At 63.7% G+C, this 17,183-nt stretch carries 12 protein-coding genes; 5 read left to right on the forward strand and 7 right to left on the reverse strand.

All coding sequences use genetic code 11. The annotated features are described in order from the left end of the window. Positions 1-47: 47 nt before the first annotated feature. From RBH77_RS17025 to RBH77_RS17045, 5 genes are all read right to left on the reverse strand, one after another. Positions 48-779 carry a dienelactone hydrolase family protein gene (locus tag RBH77_RS17025; protein WP_311028771.1) on the reverse strand — a complete coding sequence of 244 codons (732 nt, stop codon included), beginning with the start codon at positions 777-779 and terminating at the stop codon, positions 48-50. Between the two features lie 84 nt (positions 780-863). Further along, positions 864-1,577, reverse strand: a complete 714-nt coding sequence (locus tag RBH77_RS17030) for a hypothetical protein (protein WP_311032585.1) — start codon at positions 1,575-1,577, stop codon at positions 864-866. A 2-nt stretch (positions 1,578-1,579) separates the two neighbouring features. Beyond that, complete coding sequence (locus RBH77_RS17035) at positions 1,580-1,861, reverse strand: helix-turn-helix domain-containing protein (RefSeq protein ID WP_311028772.1); 282 nt, start codon at positions 1,859-1,861, stop codon at positions 1,580-1,582. Positions 1,862-1,869: 8 nt separating this feature from the next. Then, on the reverse strand, positions 1,870-2,181 hold the full coding sequence (locus RBH77_RS17040) for a type II toxin-antitoxin system RelE/ParE family toxin (RefSeq protein ID WP_311028773.1): 312 nt from the start codon (positions 2,179-2,181) through the stop codon (positions 1,870-1,872). A 143-nt stretch (positions 2,182-2,324) separates the two neighbouring features. Further along, positions 2,325-3,902, reverse strand: coding sequence for a trimethylamine methyltransferase family protein (locus RBH77_RS17045; protein ID WP_311028774.1), 1,578 nt, complete (start codon positions 3,900-3,902; stop codon positions 2,325-2,327). A 282-nt stretch (positions 3,903-4,184) separates the two neighbouring features. Between RBH77_RS17045 and RBH77_RS17050 the strand changes: the two genes are divergently transcribed. Beyond that, a complete protein-coding gene (locus RBH77_RS17050; protein ID WP_311028775.1) occupies positions 4,185-4,883 on the forward strand; it encodes a cobalamin B12-binding domain-containing protein in 699 nt (232 codons plus the stop codon). A 37-nt stretch (positions 4,884-4,920) separates the two neighbouring features. On the opposite strand, the gene RBH77_RS17055 is transcribed toward RBH77_RS17050, so the two are convergent. Continuing rightward, positions 4,921-5,058 (reverse strand): EncA/B family entericidin, encoded by a 138-nt coding sequence (locus RBH77_RS17055; RefSeq protein ID WP_311028776.1) that lies wholly within the window; start codon positions 5,056-5,058, stop codon positions 4,921-4,923. Between the two features lie 54 nt (positions 5,059-5,112). Between RBH77_RS17055 and RBH77_RS17060 the strand changes: the two genes are divergently transcribed. Further along, the gene (locus tag RBH77_RS17060; RefSeq protein WP_311028777.1) at positions 5,113-5,724 is read left to right on the forward strand and encodes a DUF1638 domain-containing protein; all 612 of its coding nucleotides are present in this window, start codon (positions 5,113-5,115) and stop codon (positions 5,722-5,724) included. A 128-nt stretch (positions 5,725-5,852) separates the two neighbouring features. Further along, entirely contained in the window at positions 5,853-6,494 is a 642-nt protein-coding gene (locus tag RBH77_RS17065) for an exopolysaccharide biosynthesis protein (protein WP_311028778.1), read from the forward strand. Positions 6,495-6,506: 12 nt separating this feature from the next. On the opposite strand, the gene RBH77_RS17070 is transcribed toward RBH77_RS17065, so the two are convergent. Beyond that, on the reverse strand, positions 6,507-15,116 hold the full coding sequence (locus RBH77_RS17070) for a glycoside hydrolase family 94 protein (protein WP_311028779.1): 8,610 nt from the start codon (positions 15,114-15,116) through the stop codon (positions 6,507-6,509). Positions 15,117-15,480: 364 nt separating this feature from the next. Here RBH77_RS17070 and RBH77_RS17075 point away from each other — a divergent pair, with 364 nt between their 5' ends. Together RBH77_RS17075 and RBH77_RS17080 are read left to right on the forward strand one after the other, a co-directional pair. After that, a complete protein-coding gene (locus RBH77_RS17075; RefSeq protein WP_311028780.1) occupies positions 15,481-16,110 on the forward strand; it encodes a MarC family protein in 630 nt (209 codons plus the stop codon). A gap of 74 nt (positions 16,111-16,184) precedes the next feature. Further along, entirely contained in the window at positions 16,185-17,165 is a 981-nt protein-coding gene (locus tag RBH77_RS17080) for a cation diffusion facilitator family transporter (RefSeq protein WP_311028782.1), read from the forward strand. The last annotated feature ends 18 nt before the right edge of the window (positions 17,166-17,183 follow it).

Here is a 17,183-nt window from a genome sequence, read left to right on the forward strand (position 1 = left end):
CAGGTGTCCTTCGAGAAAGGTCGGCACCGCAGGCGTATATTCGAACGCTAGCCGTCCAGTGTGTCGGCGAGGAATTCCAGCAGCCGCCTCCAGTGCCGCTCGGCTCCCTTTTCATCGTAGGCCCGATGGTCCGGCACGCACCAGCCGTGCTGCATCCCGGCATAATTCTCGATGATGTGATCGACCCCATCCGTCCTCAGCGCCTCGGCAAGACGGGCGGACTGCGCCGGCGGGAAGCTGTTGTCCACTTCGGCGGAACCGACATAGACCCTCGCCTTGATGGATGCGGCCCGGTTGGCGGGACTATCCGGCGCGTCGGAAGCGAGATTGCCGCCATGGAAGCTCGCCGCCGCAACGATGCGGTCCGGCCAGGCGCCGGCGGCGTTCAACGCACGCGCGCCACCCATGCAATAGCCGACGGCGCCGATAGGCCCGGTCGCCCCATTCTCGTGCAAGGCGTCGAGGAAGGCGCCACTGTCGCACATGGTCATTTCCTGCGTCGTCTCGGCTAGCATCTTCCTGATCTGCGGCCCGGTCACCTCATTGGCGAAAGCGGTCTTCGCATCGAAGGGGCCGTAGGCGCCGAAGCGATAGAAAAGATCCGGCACCAGCACGGCGTAGCCCTGTCCGGCCAGGCGCTCGGCCATCGTATAGAGGGAAGCGCGTGGGCCGAACGCATCCATGTAGAAGATAACGCCCGCCCTGGCTGTCGGCGATGCCGGCGGCACAAACGCCGCCTTCGCCGTTCCGTCCTTTGTCCTGATCTCGATATCACGCATTGCCTTGACCACCCTTCATTCAACGTTCATTGAACTTGGCGCGGGCGATTTCAGCATGCAAGATGGCGACGAAACAAAAATGCGTTAGCAGACGAATTTGGCCATGTGGAAGGCCTGTACCTCCGCGGGGTAGCGATAGGCCGTGCCGACCGGGCAGGCGTTCCGTGCCCGGCAGCCTTTTTCGAGGCAGGCCACGCCCTCGGGCGAATGCAGATGGCCAATGCAACGATCGAAGGCGAAGCCATCGACGGTGAATGCGCCGACCGGACAGGTCGAAAGACAGGGCCTGGAAATGCAATCGTCGCAGGGATGCATGCCGGCCTCGCGGTGCTGAATCCCGATCGCCTTGTCGAAAAGGAGCGCGCCACGATAGGCGTGCCACAATCCGTATTCGGGATGCATCAGGATGCCGAGCGGCGAGGTTTTCAGACCCTCGGCACGCATCGCCCATTGCTGGAACGGCAGAAACGGCCGATCCGACGGCGACACCGGCCTCGCTCCGAATTGCTGCGCCACCGCACCGATGATCTCCGAGGACCATGTGTCGAGCGGGTTCGCGAGGTCGGCCGGCTGCCTTTTCCGCCACGCCTCGAAATGCGGCCATGGCGCCGCTCCGCCCTGCCCCACGAGAAGCACGGCTTTCGCGGGAGCGCCCGTAGGCCCGGGCGGCGTATCTTCACCGGCGTCGAAATTGATGCCACCGCGCAGGATGAGGCCGCTAGGCGACAGGGCAGCGGAGATCTCGGTAACATTGATCGATCGCCTCCCGTCGCCTTGGGGTCCGATCGGTAGTCCAATCGTCACGCCGCGTCCGCGATTTGCAATCGCACGGTCAAGCCCGCCGCGCTGGCGAGATTGATCAGCGCATCCAGGCTGAAGTTTGTGATCCGACCTCGCAGGAGATCGTTGAGGCGAGGCTGCGTAATGCCAAGTCTCCGTGCCGCCTCGGCCTGCGTAACGTTCCAGCCGCGCACCTGCCGTTCGATAGCGATCAGCAGGTTGGATCGCATGGACATGTTTGCCGCATCCGACGGAGTGTCCTCCAGCGCATCCCATACGTTCTCAAAACTTTGCCTGTCCATGAAGCCTCTCAGATTTGCTTCAAGCGCGAAATTGCCATGTCCAGATCGTGCTTTGCCGTTCGCTGTGTCTTCTTCTGGAACGCGTGCAGGACGTAGAGCGCGTCGCCCCGGTTCGCTACATAGAAAACCCGGAACGCCCCCGCCTCATCCCGAATGCGAATTTCTCGTACACCGGGTCCGACCGAACTCATCGGTTTCCAGTCGCTCGGATCGAACCCAAGTTGGATCTTATGCAACTGGACCCCGGCTTCCTTCCGCGCGACTTCCGGGAATCGCCGAATTTCAGCAAGCGAATCTCCAAGAAATTCCACACGCTTCATCAGCCGTTACTTATATCAATTCTTGTATAATCAGGCAACCCGGCTGACACAGACATCCCTCACTCCGGCTCGCGAAAGGCGCTGCGCCAGACTTCCTTATGAATGATGTCGGCCACTTTAGCCCGGCCTGACACGGGCTCCTTTCAAGTGAAGGCGTCGGGCATCGACCCCTTCTTCTCGGCGATGAAGTCTTTCAGCCCCTCCTCGATGCCCGGGTCGAGGAACGGCGCCTCGTAGCTGTCCAGCCAGCGCCGGCAAAGCTCGTTGGCGCGCTGGTCGGCGCGCTTCTCGCCCTCCGCCAGCCATTGCTCGTAGGAATTGTTGTCTGCGATGGTCGAGCGGTAGAAGGCCGTCTGGAAATTCGCCTGCGTATGCGCGCAGCCGAGATAGTGGCTGCCCGGTCCGACCTCGCGGATGGCGTCCATGGCCTGGCCGTTCTCGGACAGGTCGACGCCCTCGGCGAACCTCTGTTGCATGCCGAGCTGGTCGGCATCCATGATGAATTTCTCGTAGCCCGAGACCAGACCGCCCTCCAGCCAGCCTGCGGCGTGCAGCACGAAATTGGCACCGCACAGCAACGTCGAATTCAGCGTGTTGGCGCTCTCATAGGCGGCCTGCGCGTCGGCGATCTTGGAGCCACAAAGCGAGCCGCCGGTGCGGAACGGCAGCTTCAGCCGCCGCGCAAGCTGCGCCGCACCATAGGAGACGAGCGACGGCTCGGGCGTGCCGAAGGTAGGCGCCCCCGATTGCATGGAGATCGACGAGGCGAAGGTGCCGAACAGGACCGGCGCGCCCGGCCGGATCAATTGCGTGAACGAGGCGCCGGCCAGCACCTCGGCCAGGATCTGCGTCAGCGTGCCGGCCACCGTTACCGGGCTCATGGCACCGGCGAGGATGAAGGGCGTGATGATCGTCGCCTGGTTGTTGCGGGCGTAGACCTTGGCAGCGCCGAGCATCGTCTCGTCGAAGACCATCGGCGAGTTGGCATTGATCAGGTTGATGATGACGGTGTTCTCATCGACGAACTTTTCGCCGAAGAGTATCTTCGCCATCGCGACCGTGTCCTCGGCACGCTCCGGCGCCGTGACCGAGCCCATGAACGGCTTGTCGGAATAGCGCATATGCGCAAACACCATGTCGAGATGGCGCTTGTTGACAGGGATGTCGACCGGCTCGCAGACGGTGCCGCCGGAATGGTGCATGGACGGCGCCAGATAGGAGAGCTTCACGAAATTGCGGAAATCCTCGATCGTCGCATAGCGGCGGTTGCCGTCGAGGTCGCGCACGAAGGGTGGGCCGTAGACCGGCGCGAAGACGGTCGCCTTGCCGCCGATCTGGACCGAGCGTTCGGGATTGCGCGCATGCTGCGTGAAGGTCTCGGGCGCGGTCGTCAGCAACGAGCGGCAGAGACCTTTGGGGAAATGCACACGCTCGCCGCGAACGTCCGCGCCCGCATCCTTCCAGAGCTTCAGCGCCTCCTCGTCATCGCGGAAGATGATGCCGACTTCTTCCAGAACCGTGTCGGCGTTCTTCTCGATAAGGGCGAGGCCTTCTTCGTCGAGAACCTCGTAGACCTTGATCTTGCGGTTGATATAGGGCTGCTGGACGCCCGGGCCGCCTCCCGAACGGGCCGCGCGCCTTGCCGCCGCGCCGCCTCCCCTGTCGGCGCGCGCGCGCCTTCCACCGGCTGCTTCGTGTTCGCTTGCCAGGTTCTCGTCCATGAACCCATTCCTCGATCAGATGTTGTGCAATCGGCGGCTCTCGGCTTGTGCCGGCCGCTCCTGCCGGGATCGTAGCGATGCACCTTGCCGGAAACGTTCAGCAAGCGCCAGCGTCTGTCGCAAAAGCGCCAAAGAAACGCGGCCGGAAAACTACTTTAATTTCAGTCGCTTTATTTTTGCATGGCGTCGCAAATCGGCTATATGCCGGGGTGAAGAGAAGAATATGAATGGCCCGCATGTCCGGGGGCCTGCCAGGCGGGCCGCGATCGAAGGAGCAGTCCCATGTCCGACGACGAGATCATCCTTTCCGAACTTTCCGACGAGGAACTCGTGCAGCAGATGCACGACGATCTTTATGACGGACTGAAGGAGGAGATCGAGGAAGGAACGCACATCCTGCTCGATCGCGGCTGGATGCCCTACAAGGTGCTGACCGAAGCGCTGGTCGAAGGCATGCGCATCGTCGGCGAGGACTTCCGCGACGGCATCCTTTTCGTGCCGGAGGTATTGCTTTCCGCAAACGCCATGAAGGCGGGGATGTTCATCCTGCGGCCGCTTCTGGCCGAGACCGGCGCGCCGAAGCAGGGCAAGCTCGTGATCGGCACGGTCAAGGGCGACATCCACGATATCGGCAAGAACCTCGTCGGTATGATGATGGAGGGCGCCGGCTTCGACGTGATCGATCTCGGCATCAACAACTCGGTCGAGAAGTACCTCGCGGCGATCGAGGAGCACCAGCCTGACATCCTCGGAATGTCGGCGCTTCTGACCACGACCATGCCCTACATGAAGGTCGTTGTGGACACGCTGAAGGAAAAAGGTATGCGCGACGACTATGTCGTGCTCGTCGGCGGCGCGCCGCTCAACGAGGAATTCGGCAAGGCCGTCGGCGCCGACGCCTATTGCCGCGACGCGGCGGTGGCGGTGGAAACCGCCAAGGACTTCATGAAGCGCAAGCACAATCTCCGCGCCGCGAGCTGACGGGCTCGGATCTGGCTGCGGCCGATACAGGGCATCGTCAGTTGACGGCATCCTCCACGGCGTTGGCGCTGCTCTTGACGTCCTTGCCGACGCCACGGATCGTATTGGCGCAACCGGCCGCGAATGCGGCCAGCGCCACGATGATGATGAGCCGCGACACAATCGAATTCTTCATGCTTGTCCTCCGGATATGCCGCGGTTTCGGCGGCAGAATGCTATATAGGCGATCATGAAACGCCCTGATGCCGAAAAGGTTCTCGTGATCGCCTGCGGAATGATCGCCCGCGAGGTGCTTGCGGTCAAGGAACGCCTGGGGCTCGACCATCTGGAACTCACCTGCCTCCCTGCCGAGTTCCACTACTACCCGGATCGCATCGCGCCGGCGATGGATGCGGCCATCGAGAAGGCGCGGGCGGAAGGCTACAAGCATATCTTCGCCGGCTATGCCGATTGCGGCACAGGCGGCATGCTCGACAAGGTGCTTGAAAAACACGGCGTAGAGCGGATGCCCGGCCCGCACTGCTTCGCCTTCTATCAGGGCATGGACGCCTTCGCGAAGATCGGCGAAGACGACATGATGTCCTTCTATATGACGGATTTCCTGTGCCGCCAGTTCGAGGCATTCTTCATCAAGCCGCTCGGCCTCGACAAGCATCCCGAGCTCGCCAGGGACTTTTTCGGCAATTACGAAAAGGTGATCTACCTCGCCCAGACCGACGACCCGGAACTGGAGAAGGTGGCGATCGACGCCGCCAGGATGCTGGGGCTTGGATACGAGAAGCGGCGCACGGGCTATGGGGACCTCGAGCCGGGCCTTGCGCGCGCCGCCGCGCAAAGTTGAAGGCCACCGACGACAGAACGGTTGCTTGCGCCACAATCAATCTTTAACAGCCATCTCGAATGATGGGCGAACGGGCGAAGGTCGGTCCGGCGAGGCACGGCCCACGAGGCGTGACATTGAGACAGGAAATGATGGAGTCCGACCAGGCGCCCGCGGCCGGCACGTACGGCCCTCGCGCACCGCGTCGGATGTCGGTCGTCTTCGAGGAACTGTCACACGACGCATCCGAACCGATCACCATCTGGCGTGTGCGGGATGCGCTTGGCGACCGTAGCCTTGCCGCGTTGCTGGCTTTCTTCGCCGCCATCAACCTTTTGCCGTTGCCGCCTGGCACGACGGTCGTCCTCGGACCGCCACTCATCATCATCGCAGTGCAGATGGTGCTCGGCCATGCCAGGGTATGGCTGCCACGCTCCATCCTCGACCGTTCGATCCCGGCGGACAAATTCCGCAGGATGACGGCAAAGGCGATGCCACGGCTTCTTTGGCTGGAAAGGCTGATCCAGCCTCGCTACTGGCCATTCCGCAACGAGCGGTCCGCCGATCGCGTGATCGGCGCGGTGGCGCTCGTCTTCGCCATCGCGGTGACGCTGCCGATCCCCCTCGGCAACTGGCTGCCGGCCTTTTCCATCTTCCTGCTGTCGCTGGCGCTATCGGAACGCGACGGACTTTGCCTGTTCGCCGGCCTCATCGTCGGCGTGATCGCCTTCCTGGTCATCGCGCTCGTCGCCGGCGCCGCGCATGCCATGTACGGCACCATTTTCGGGTAGATCCTTCAGAAATCACTCTGCGGCGTTGGCGCGCTGCCCCTTCTTCGCGCGCGCGGCGGTTGCGCGCCGGCCCGTCACCGTGACCTCAACATCGAACTCGCCCTTGTCGGCGATCGCGAAGGAATTACCCCCGCTCTTTTCGCCATTGATTTCCACCGTGGCCGTGCCGCCGCGGGTCACCCGAATGCGATAAACCGCCTTTCCAGGGCGAAGCACGGCGGAGAAACCTTCCCAATCGGCGGGCAGCGCCGGCGCCACGACCAGCCGGTCCGCTTCCTTGCGGATGCCGAGAATACCCTCGACCGCCGCGCGGTAAAGCCAGCCGGCGGAGCCAGTATACCAGGTCCAGCCGCCACGACCGCCCTTGTCATCACTGCCGTAGATGTCGGCGGCGACCACGTAAGGCTCGACGCGGTAGCGCACGGCGGACGCCTCCTCAAGGGAATGTTCGACGGGATTGAGCTTGCGGAAGGCGTGCCACGCCTCATCCGCGCGGCCGAGTTCGGCGAGCGCGATGACGAACCAGGTCGCCGCATGCGTATACTGCCCGCCGTTTTCGCGAACGCCGGGCGGATAGCTCTTGATGTAGCCCGGCTCCTTCGAGGTCTTGTCGAAAGCCGGGGTGAACAGCCGAACGATGTCGAATTCGTCGTCGACCAGTAGCCTTGTCGCCGAATCCATCGCCTGCGCGGCATGCTTCGGATCCCCCCGGCCGGAGAGGACGCTCCATGACTGGGCGATGGAATCGATCCGGCACTCGTCGGAGAGGTGCGAGCCAAGCGGCGTGCCGTCGTCGTAGGAGCCGCGCCGGTACCATTCGCCGTCCCATGCCGACCCATCGAGCGTCTTTGCCAGCTTCTCCGAATGCGCCGCCCAGCGGCTTGCACGCTTGTCGTCCTTCTTTTCACGGGCAACCGGGATGAAGTCGTCGAGTGTCTTCAGGAGGAACCAGCCGAGCCACACGCTCTCGCCCTTGCCGCCCTCGCCGACGCGGTTCATGCCGTCATTCCAGTCGCCGCCGAGGATCAGCGGCAAGCCGGTTGCTCCGGTGCGTTTGATGGCCAGATCGAGTCCGCGCGCGGCATGCTCGTAGATGGACGCCTTCTCCTCCGAGACGGTGGGCGTAAAGAAGGAGTCATGTTCGCCTTCCTTCAGCGCCTCGCCAGTGATGAAGGGAACTTTTCTGTCCAGGATGGAGCGGTCGCCGGTCACCTTCATGTAGTGCGCGGCGCCATAGGCCAGCCATACCGCGTCGTCGGAGATCGTCGTACGCACGCCCGCACCCGTGCGCGGCAGCCACCAGTGTTGGAAATCGCCTCCCGGGAACTGCCGCCCCGCCGCGTTCTCGATCTGGGCGGCGGCAAGCGAGGGATCATGCGTCAGCATCGCCAGCGTATCCTGGAGCTGGTCGCGGAATCCATAAGCGCCGCTCGCCTGATAGAACGCGGTGCGCGCGCGGATGCGGCAGGCAAGCGCCTGATAGGGCAGCCAGCGGTTGACCATGAGGTCAAGCGCCTTGTCCGGCGTATCGACCTGCACCGTGTCGAGGAAGCCGTCCCACGCCTTCTTCGCTTCTTGAAGCCGCTCGTCGAAATCGCGATCGGCATGGCGCTTCACCAGTTCGGCGGCTTCCTCCGGCGAACCGGCGTCGCCCATCAGCCAGAGAAGCGTCGCTTCCTCGCCGGGCGCGATCTCGACATCGTAGGCCATGGCCGCGCATGGATCGCCACCCGCCTCGACCGTACCGGACAAGACGGAGCCGGAAAGCACGGCCTGCGGCAGGACGGAACTCCCCTTGCGGCCCAGGAATTCGAGGCGGTCGGCCGATACTGAATCCGCCGGCCTGTCGGCGGCCATGAAGGCCGTGCGCTCGGCAAAGTCCAGGCTGTAGGCGTTGCGCGCCATCAGAATACCCGCTGCCGCGTCGCGCGAGGGGATGATCGACGGCCCCGTTTTCGAGTGGTTGGTGCCCAGCACCCATTCGGCATAGGTGTAGATGCGCAGTTTCGCCGGCTCGAAACCGCCATTCCGGATGACGAGCCGCGAAATCTTGACCGGATCCTTCGGGTCGACAAGCTGCGTCACTTCCATGGCGAGCTTGTCCCGTATCGTGTGGAAGGCGCTGAAGCCACGGCCGTGACGGACTTCGTATGTCGCCGCGGGGTCACGAGCCACGGCTGCGAAGGGCGAGAACGCCTTGCCGTTCGCGAAATCGTGGATATAGATCGCCTCGCCCGGGCGGTTGCTCACCGGATCGTTCGACCATGGCGTGAGCTGGAAGTCGCGGCTGTTTCGGCTCCAGGTGAAGGACGCGCCCTCGGCGGAAGTATGGAAGCCGAAGCCCTCATTGGCGACGACGTTGATCCAGGGATGCGGCGTCGCGCGCGTGCCGGTGAGCCGTACGACATAGTCGCCGCTTTCCCCGTCGAAGCCGCCGAAGCCGTTCCAGAATTGCAGGCCATCGCCCGAGGGTGGTTCGGCGGCAACCGGAAGGATGTCGGGTTCCGCCGAGCGCTTCTGCTCGACCAGTTCCGGCAGCGCGATCTCGCCGGAGGGCGGCGTGATCCCCTTCGCCTGCATCTCGATCGCTTCTGCGCGCTCGATCTGGTCGAAAATGGTGCCGTTGCGGGTGTGGACGACGACGCGGGCGACCGTCACCACCGTGCGGTATGACTTCTTGTCGATGAGGTCGCGGCGGATCGCGAAAATATGCTCGCGCGGACCGTGCTCGCGTCCCCTCACCCGACTGTTCTCACACAGCGCCTCGATCGCGTGCTGTAAGTCCTGCACGTAGGTGGAGGCCTGCTCGTTCACCACCACGAGGTCGATCACCAGCCCCCGCGCACGCAGATATTCCTGCATCCTGAGTGCGTTGGCGACGATCTCCAAATCGGCCTGATCGCCGATCCGGATCGCAAAGATCGGAAAATCGCCGGATATGCCGAGCGGCCACAGCGCCGCCTGTGTGGAGAGGCCGGACGCGATTGCCTCGGCCGGCCTGCGCATCCACTTGTCCGGATAGATCAGATAGCGCGCCAGCTTCTGGACGTTTGCCGCCTCTGCGAGCGTCAATCCCACATGGTGCGTCTGCACCTGCGAGCGCGTCCAGGAAAGCATGGCCTGTCGGGCGAAGCTGTCGGAATGGTCGATCCGGCTCATCGTGCCCTCGACCTCTTCCCGGTGGGCGCCGACAACGGTCCAGAAAGTCAAGACCACCTTCTTGTTGGGCGCAACGCGCACCCGCCGCCTGAGCGCGATGATCGGGTCAAGCACGAAACCCTGGCCGCCAGCCAGCCGGGCATCAGGATCGAAAGCGGCGGCATCCGAAAGCGTCCGGCCACGACCGATGAAGTTGCGGCGGTCCGTCTCTGCCTCACCCTCGCGCTGCGACCCGGAACTATCGGTGACGAAATGGGCGAGCGCGATGTCGGCTTCGTTCTTGTCGCGCTTGCGGCGCGTCGCGAAGATCGCGCCGTTCTGCCTGCCGATTTCGGTCTCGACGAACATCTTGGAGAAGGCTGGATGGGCGTTGTCGGTGGCTTCAGGCGCCAGCACCAGCTCGGCATAGGAGGTCACCTCGACGATGCGCTCGCTGGCGCCGTCGTTCGAGATGGTGATGCGGCGGCCCTCGCCATTGCCCTCGGACACGACGATGCATTCGACCTCGGAGCGCAACGTGCCGACCGTCTTCACGAAGGAGGTCTTGTCGTCGGACATCAGCGTATAGGTGGTCTCGCCGGCAACCTGCTTCGGCTCCGCGGTGGCCGACCACCATTCGCTCGTCTCGACATCCCTCAGGAAAAGATAGGTGCCCAGCCTGTCCTCGACCGGGTCGGCTTGCCAGCGGGTGACGGCGAGATCGCCATAGCGGCTGTAACCGGAGCCCGCCGCCGTCACCATGACCGAATAACGGCCGTTGGAGACGAGGTTCGTCGCCGGTATCGCCTCCAGCGGATTGAGCACCAGCCGTGTATCCGGCAGCTCCGCCGGCGTATCGCCCTTGGCGCGCTCCGCCGCTTCGGTCTTGAGTGTCGCCGTCGGGATGTTGCGGGGCGCCTTTTCCTGAAGCAGAAGCTCGGCCGATTCGATCACCGGATCGCTGTGGAAGCGGTCGCGCATGCGCCCCTCGAAGACGACGTTGGCGACCGCCGCGATCGACATGCCGGAATGGTGGGCGAAATAATTGTAGACGACCGCGTGGTCGGTGCCTTCCGGCACGCGTTGCGGGGTGAAATCGACGGCGTCGTGATAACCGTAGCGCCCGAGCGCGCCGAGTCCGTTCAGCCGCTTGAGGTTCTGCACCGCCTCACGCGGCATGAACTGGCTGGCGAGCAGCGTCGCATAGGGCGCGACCACCGTATTGAGCGCCAGCCCGCGCTTCAGGCCGAGCCCCGGCACACCGAAATTGGTGTACTGGTAGTTCATGTCGCGGTCGCGGGCGTTGAAGGCCGCTTCGGAAATGCCCCACGGGATCCGTTTCTCGTGGCCGTACTGCATCTGCCGCTTGATGATGAGATGGTGGGTCTGGTTGAGAAGGCCGCCCTGCGGCTCCTTCATCACCAGCGGCGGCATCAGATACTCGAACATCGAGCCCGACCACGACATCAACGCGCCGCGGAAACCGATCTCCACGATCGGCCGTCCGAGATGGAACCAGTGATCGGTCGGGATATCGCCCTTGGCGATGGCAAAGAGGCTGGCAAGCCGCGCTTCCGAGGCAAGCAGGTCGTAGCAAGCCTCATCGAGCTGGTGATCGGCCATACGGTAGCCGATCGAGAGCAGCTTCCGGTCCTCGCGCAGGAGGAAGGAGAAATCCATGCCGAAGGCAATTGCGCGGCAACGCTTGGCCAACGCTTTCAGCCTCGCACGGAAATCCTCGATCCTAGCCTCGTCGGTATGGGCGTCATCGACATGGGCATCGCAAGCGGCGGCAAGCTTGTCCGCCCAAAGCGACAGGTCGGCGCTTGCGGCGGATTCCGTCTCCTGGTTGACGGCGGCGGCAAGCTTGCGGATTTCGGCGGCCATCACCGCCAGGTTGATCGTGCGGACGGCGGCCATCTCCGGCTCGCGCTTGATCGCCTCGACCGCACGGCGCATGCCTCCAATGCGGTCGCGCAGCCGCTGCCTGAGCGGACGGAGCGGCCGGCGGTCGTCCGGCAGCATGTCGAGCGCTTCGTCGAGGACAGTGACGACGTCGATCAGCCCGTCGAAATCGCCTTCCATATAGGCGGCGGGCGCCGTCGCCCATTCGTCGCAGGCCGCCGCGATGGCCACGAGGTGGCCGGCGAAATTACCGTTATCGACGGCGGAAATATAGCGCGGGTGAAGCGGTTGCAGCGTTTGCGTGTCATACCAGTTGAAGATATGGCCACGGAACGTATCGAGCTTGTCGATCGTATCGAGCGTGTGTTCGATCCGGCCGATCGCCTCGCCCATGCCGATCCAGCCGAAGTCGCGGGCCGCAACGGTCGAGAGCAGGTAGACGCTGATATTGGTCGGCGAGGTCCTGTGCGCGACGATCGGGTGCGGCGTTTCCTGGAAATTGTCCGGCGGCAGCCAGTGGTCGCCTTCCGTCACGAAAGTCTCGAAGAAAAGCCATGTACGCCGCGCCGCCACCCTGAGCGCCTGCCGGTCCTCCGGAGCGACGACAAGCCGATCCTCGGTCTCGGCCGAGCGGCTGACCAGCCACGCGAATGCCGGCGAAACGAACCAGAAAATGGAGAAGATCAGGGCGACCAGCATGCCGCTGGAGCCCGCCACGAAGGGAATGGCGAAGCCGATCACCGCGATGACGAGCGCGCCGCCCATCTGGCGATAGTAGGAGGGTAGATCGTTGTCGCCGCGCTGTGCCTGAAGCGCGGTGCGCCACTCCAGAAGATGCTCATGACTGACGAAAAGCCGGTAGAGCGTGCGGATGATGGCGTCGCCCATCAGCCAGGCCGAGTGCGCGATCAGCACCATCCTGAGCGCCACCTGCGCCGTGCCGAATGCAACGTCATGGCCGAATGTATGGAAATGGCCGCGCAAGGTGACGTTGGCGCGTTCCGGCAGGATGCCGGCGACGATGTCGAAGGTCGGGGCGACGAAGAGGATCAGGATCAGGAAGAGCTGCCACTGCGCGGCAAGCGCGAAAGGCAGGAGCGTCCATGCCGCGATCGAGGAAGCGACCCAGAAGATGGGCGTCAGCGTGCGGCGCAGATTGTCGATCATCTTCCAGCGTGAGACCGCCGGCACGCGGCTCGCCGAGCCGAAGATGAAGGGCAGAAGCTGCCAATCTCCCCTTGCCCACCGGTGATGGCGCGAAGCGTCGACTGAATAGCGTGTCGGATAATCCTCGACGACCTCCACGTCGCTGACGAGAGCCGCGCGGGCGAGCGAGCCTTCGAGCAGATCGTGGCTGAGGACGGAATTCTCAGCTATGCGCCCGGCAAGTGCCGCCTCCATGGCGTCGACATGGTATAGGCCTTTGCCGGTGAACGTGCCCTCGCCATAGATGTCCTGGTAGACGTCCGACACCGCAAACACATAGGGATCCATGCCCCGGTTCGCCGAAAACACCCGCTGGAAGAAGGACGCCTCGTCGCCCGTCGTCAGCGACGCCGTGACGCGCGGCTGCAGGATGCCGTAGCCGGAGCACACGATGCCGCGCGCGGCATCGAAGACAGGCCTGTTCAGCGGATGCGCCAGCTTGCCTGCGAGCCGCTTGACCACGTCGCGCGTCGTGCGCGTATCGACGTCGAGCGTCATGACATAGACGACGCCTTCCGGCAGCGGCGCATCCGGCGTGAAGAAGGTCGTGTCGGCATCACCGCGCAAAAGCAGGTTCAGTTCGTGCAGCTTGCCGCGCTTGCGCTCCCAGCCCATCCAGCAATGCTCGCCCTCATTGTAGAGCCGGCGGCGATGCAGGAGGTGGAAGCGCGGTACGCCTTCCTTGGGGTGGCGCGCATTGAGTTCGGCGATCTTCCTGGCAGCATGGGCGAGGATCTCGAGGTCCGCCTCGCTCTGCTCCATCTGGCTGTCCGGCCAGTCGGAGAGCACGGCAAAATAGATCTCGCCGCGGACATTGGCGAGATAGTGCACTTCGAGATTGCGGACGATCTCCTCCACGTCCTCGCGCGAGCCGATGAGGGACGGGATGACAACGAGCGTCTTGGCGTCCGCGGGCAGCCCATCCTTGAAATCATAGCCGATCAGCGTGGCCGGCTTGAGGAACAGCAGCGCAATCGTATTGAACAGGCCGACCGCACCGTCCGCCGCCGGGATCGCGAGGATGACGAGCAAAAAGGTGAGCGAGGCGTCCGAAAGGCCAGCATCGGCCAGCGCGATCGCCGCCAGCCACAGGAAGAAAGCGGTCAGTACGACGACCGGCACCGCAAGCCCGAGCCATCCAGCCTTCCGGTAGAGGCGCAGGAAAAACTGGCCGAATCGCGGCCGATAACCGATGGCCTTCTCCAGTTCCGGCCGTCGCGACCCGGTGAGGAAGAAGCCGATATCGAGCGGCGTGCTTTCCCCCGATGAGCCGTCGGCCGGATCGGTGCCGGCGGAAGCGGCAAGCTCGATCGCCTTCTTGGCCACCACGTATTCGGTCTGGTCGGAGCGGCGGGCCAGTTTCTCGATGGTGTTGCGATACTGGTCGCGCGACTGGAAATCGAGATCGGAGAAATTGGTGTTGTCGCGAAGCAGCGAGTCGATCTGGCTGACGCCTTCGAACCAGGTCGTCCAGTCGGTGTCGTTGACCATCCTGAGGCCGCGGACGATGTTGCCCATCGTCACGTTGCCGCTGGAGAGCGTCTGGTGTTCGGCGACGATCGATTCCTCGGCGTCGGTGCCGGATTTTTCCAGCTCCGCCTCGAGCCAGCTCAGCGCCCGCCCGGAATTCTGCGAGCCGTCGCGCAGCCTGTAGAGAAGCTGGGTGGCGAAGGTGGTATCGCGCGCATGACGCGTATAGGCGGCGAGAAACCGTTCGCGCGCCGCCTCGTCATCCGTGGCAAGGACGCGGTCGGCCACCTCGTTCGCCATCTGGCGCAACTCGCGCGAGCGGTTCACGCGCAGGGCCAGACGGCGAAGATTCTCCGTAAGCACGAAGCGCAACAGCGTCGGCAGCGCCCATAATTCGCCGATCCTGAGCGGTTCGACGGACTGGAAGCCCTGCACCATGGCGCGCAAGCTTTGAAGCATCACGGTGCTGTCGGTATGCGACACGTAGAGCCACGTGATGGCGAGCACACGCGGTATGCGGCGCCCGCCCGGCGTCTTCACCGTCGGCAATTGCCGATAGAAGCGCGGCGGCAGGTTGCGCTTGACCTGATAGATCGCCTCTTCGATCAGATAGTGATTATCGAGAAGCCATTGGGCGGCGGGCGTTACGGTCTCGCCGGCGCTCTGCGCCGCATCGGTGACACGGTACACTTTGAGGATCGTGTCCGCGATGGCATCGAGGCGCTCATGAAAATTGAGCCCGTCAAGCGCAGGATCGATGACCGGGCCGCCGCCGGCAAGCCGCGTGCCCAGGTCCCTAAGCGCTTCCTCGTGGAGATAGGTGGAGCGGATCGGCAAATCCGCATCCGCCGGCATCGGATGGAGGGTATCGGGCAGCGGGGCCGTCTTGTTCTCTACGTTCATCAAACAGGCATATCCGATCAGCCGGGATGCCCCGGCGGCTTGCCGTAGAACCTATGGCATAAGCCATCAATGTCGAACCACAATCTTTTTCAAACGGAGGCAATCCGCACGCGCCCCCACGGCCGAGGCGCGCCCAGTTGCATCCCGTCACATTAAGCCAAGATAAAGGCCGCCCGACGCATCGAACGCAAATCCCCGACGGATCCGGCTCCAACCGAACCCCCTCACGGGCCATGAAGGACATGAAGCGGGCATCGCCGTCAAGCCCCGGCTACCGCGTCGGCTCGCCATGGTCTATGACAGTGGGGGTCGGAGGCAGGCGGGCGCGTCCCCGGAGCTTCCAGACCAGATCTCGGGGGCAATCGTGCCGAGCTACGACAGCCTGTTCAATGCTTTCGTCACCATCCTGGTGACCATCGACCCGCCCGGCCTGGCACCGCTCTTCCTTGCCCTCACCGCTGGAATGGATCGGGCGCAGCGCGGGCAGGTGGCGCTACGGGCAAGCATTATCGGCTTCGTGGTGCTCGTGCTTTTCGCTGTCGCCGGGACAGCGATCCTCGACATGTTCGGCATCACGCTTCCTGCCTTCCGCATCGCCGGCGGCCTGCTCCTCTTCTACATCTCGTTCGAGATGATCTTCGAGCAGCGACAGGACCGGAAAGAGAAAAGCGCAGAGGTGGCCATCACGAAGGACCTGATCCACAACATCGCCGCCTTTCCCCTCGCCATACCGCTGATCGCCGGCCCCGGCGCCATATCGGCGACAGTACTGCTTTCCGGCGGGTTCCGTGGCGTCACCGCGCAGTTTGCGCTCGCGGCGATCATTCTCCTTTGCCTGTTCATCGCCTGGCTGGTCTTCATCCTTGCCGAGCGGATCGACCGCTTCCTTGGACAGACCGGACGCTCCATCCTGACCCGCCTTCTCGGCGTCATCCTGGCGGCGCTTGCCGTGCAATTCGTGGCCGACGGCGTAAAGGCCCTGATCGCCGCCTAGCGATTACCGGCCTGTCGCATTTCCGTATCCGATCCATATAGTACGGCTCGACCGCAACTCTGGAGAACGGCCGGATGGCAACCACGCGCCACGATGCAAGCGGTAGCCGCTTCACGGTAATTGCCGCCATCGGCGCAAACGGCGCGATCGCAGTGGTCAAGTTCATCGCGGCTTTCTTCACCGGCTCGTCGTCCATGCTCTCGGAAGGCGTCCACTCGCTCGTCGACACGGCGAACGAGGCTTTGCTTCTCCTCGGCATCAACCGTTCCCGCCGCTTGCCGGACAAGCGCCATCCGTTCGGTTACGGCGTCGAACTCTATTTCTGGTCCTTCGTCGTGGCGATGCTGATCTTCGCGCTTGGCTCCGGAGTCTCGATCTATGAGGGCATCCTGGCGTTCGGAGCGGGGCACGAGGTGGAGTCACCCATCGTGGCCTTTGTCGTGCTCGCCGCCGCCTTCGTCTTCGAAGGCATTTCCTGGACGGTCGCCTATCGCGAGTTCAACGCAACGCGCGGCGGACGCAGCTTTTTCCAGCATTTCCGGGCGCACAAGGATCCCGCCGTTTTCATCGTCCTGATGGAAGACAGCGCCGCCTGCGTCGGCGTCCTGATCGCCGCGGCAAGCCTCGCGCTCAGCCTGTGGACCGGCGACACGCGCTACGATGCGGCAGGCTCGATTGCCATCGGGATCGTACTCGGCGTGACCGCCTATGTACTGGCCTACGAAACGAAGGACCTTTTGATAGGCGAGGCCGCGAATCCCGAGCTTTCGGCGGGGATTCGCCGGATGCTACAGGATCACCCGGACGTCGAAGCTGTTAACGAGCTGAGGACCGTGCATCTCGGTCCGCACGAAATCCTCGCCGTCGTCAGCCTCGATTTCGGGAGCGGCATTCCGTCGGAACAGGTCGAAGCGACGGTGAGCAATCTGGAACGGCAAATCCGGACGCGCTTCCCCGACGTACGGCGCGTCTATATCGAGGCGCAGGACCACAAGGATCATCTCGCGCTTGCCGAGCAAGCGGTGATGGTCGAGTCGGCGCCGGGCGAAGCTTAGGGCAGTATACTCCTTAGC

Origin of the sequence: Mesorhizobium koreense, from assembly GCF_031656215.1 — a bacterium.
Classification (GTDB): Bacteria; Pseudomonadota; Alphaproteobacteria; order Rhizobiales; family Rhizobiaceae; genus Mesorhizobium_L; species Mesorhizobium_L koreense.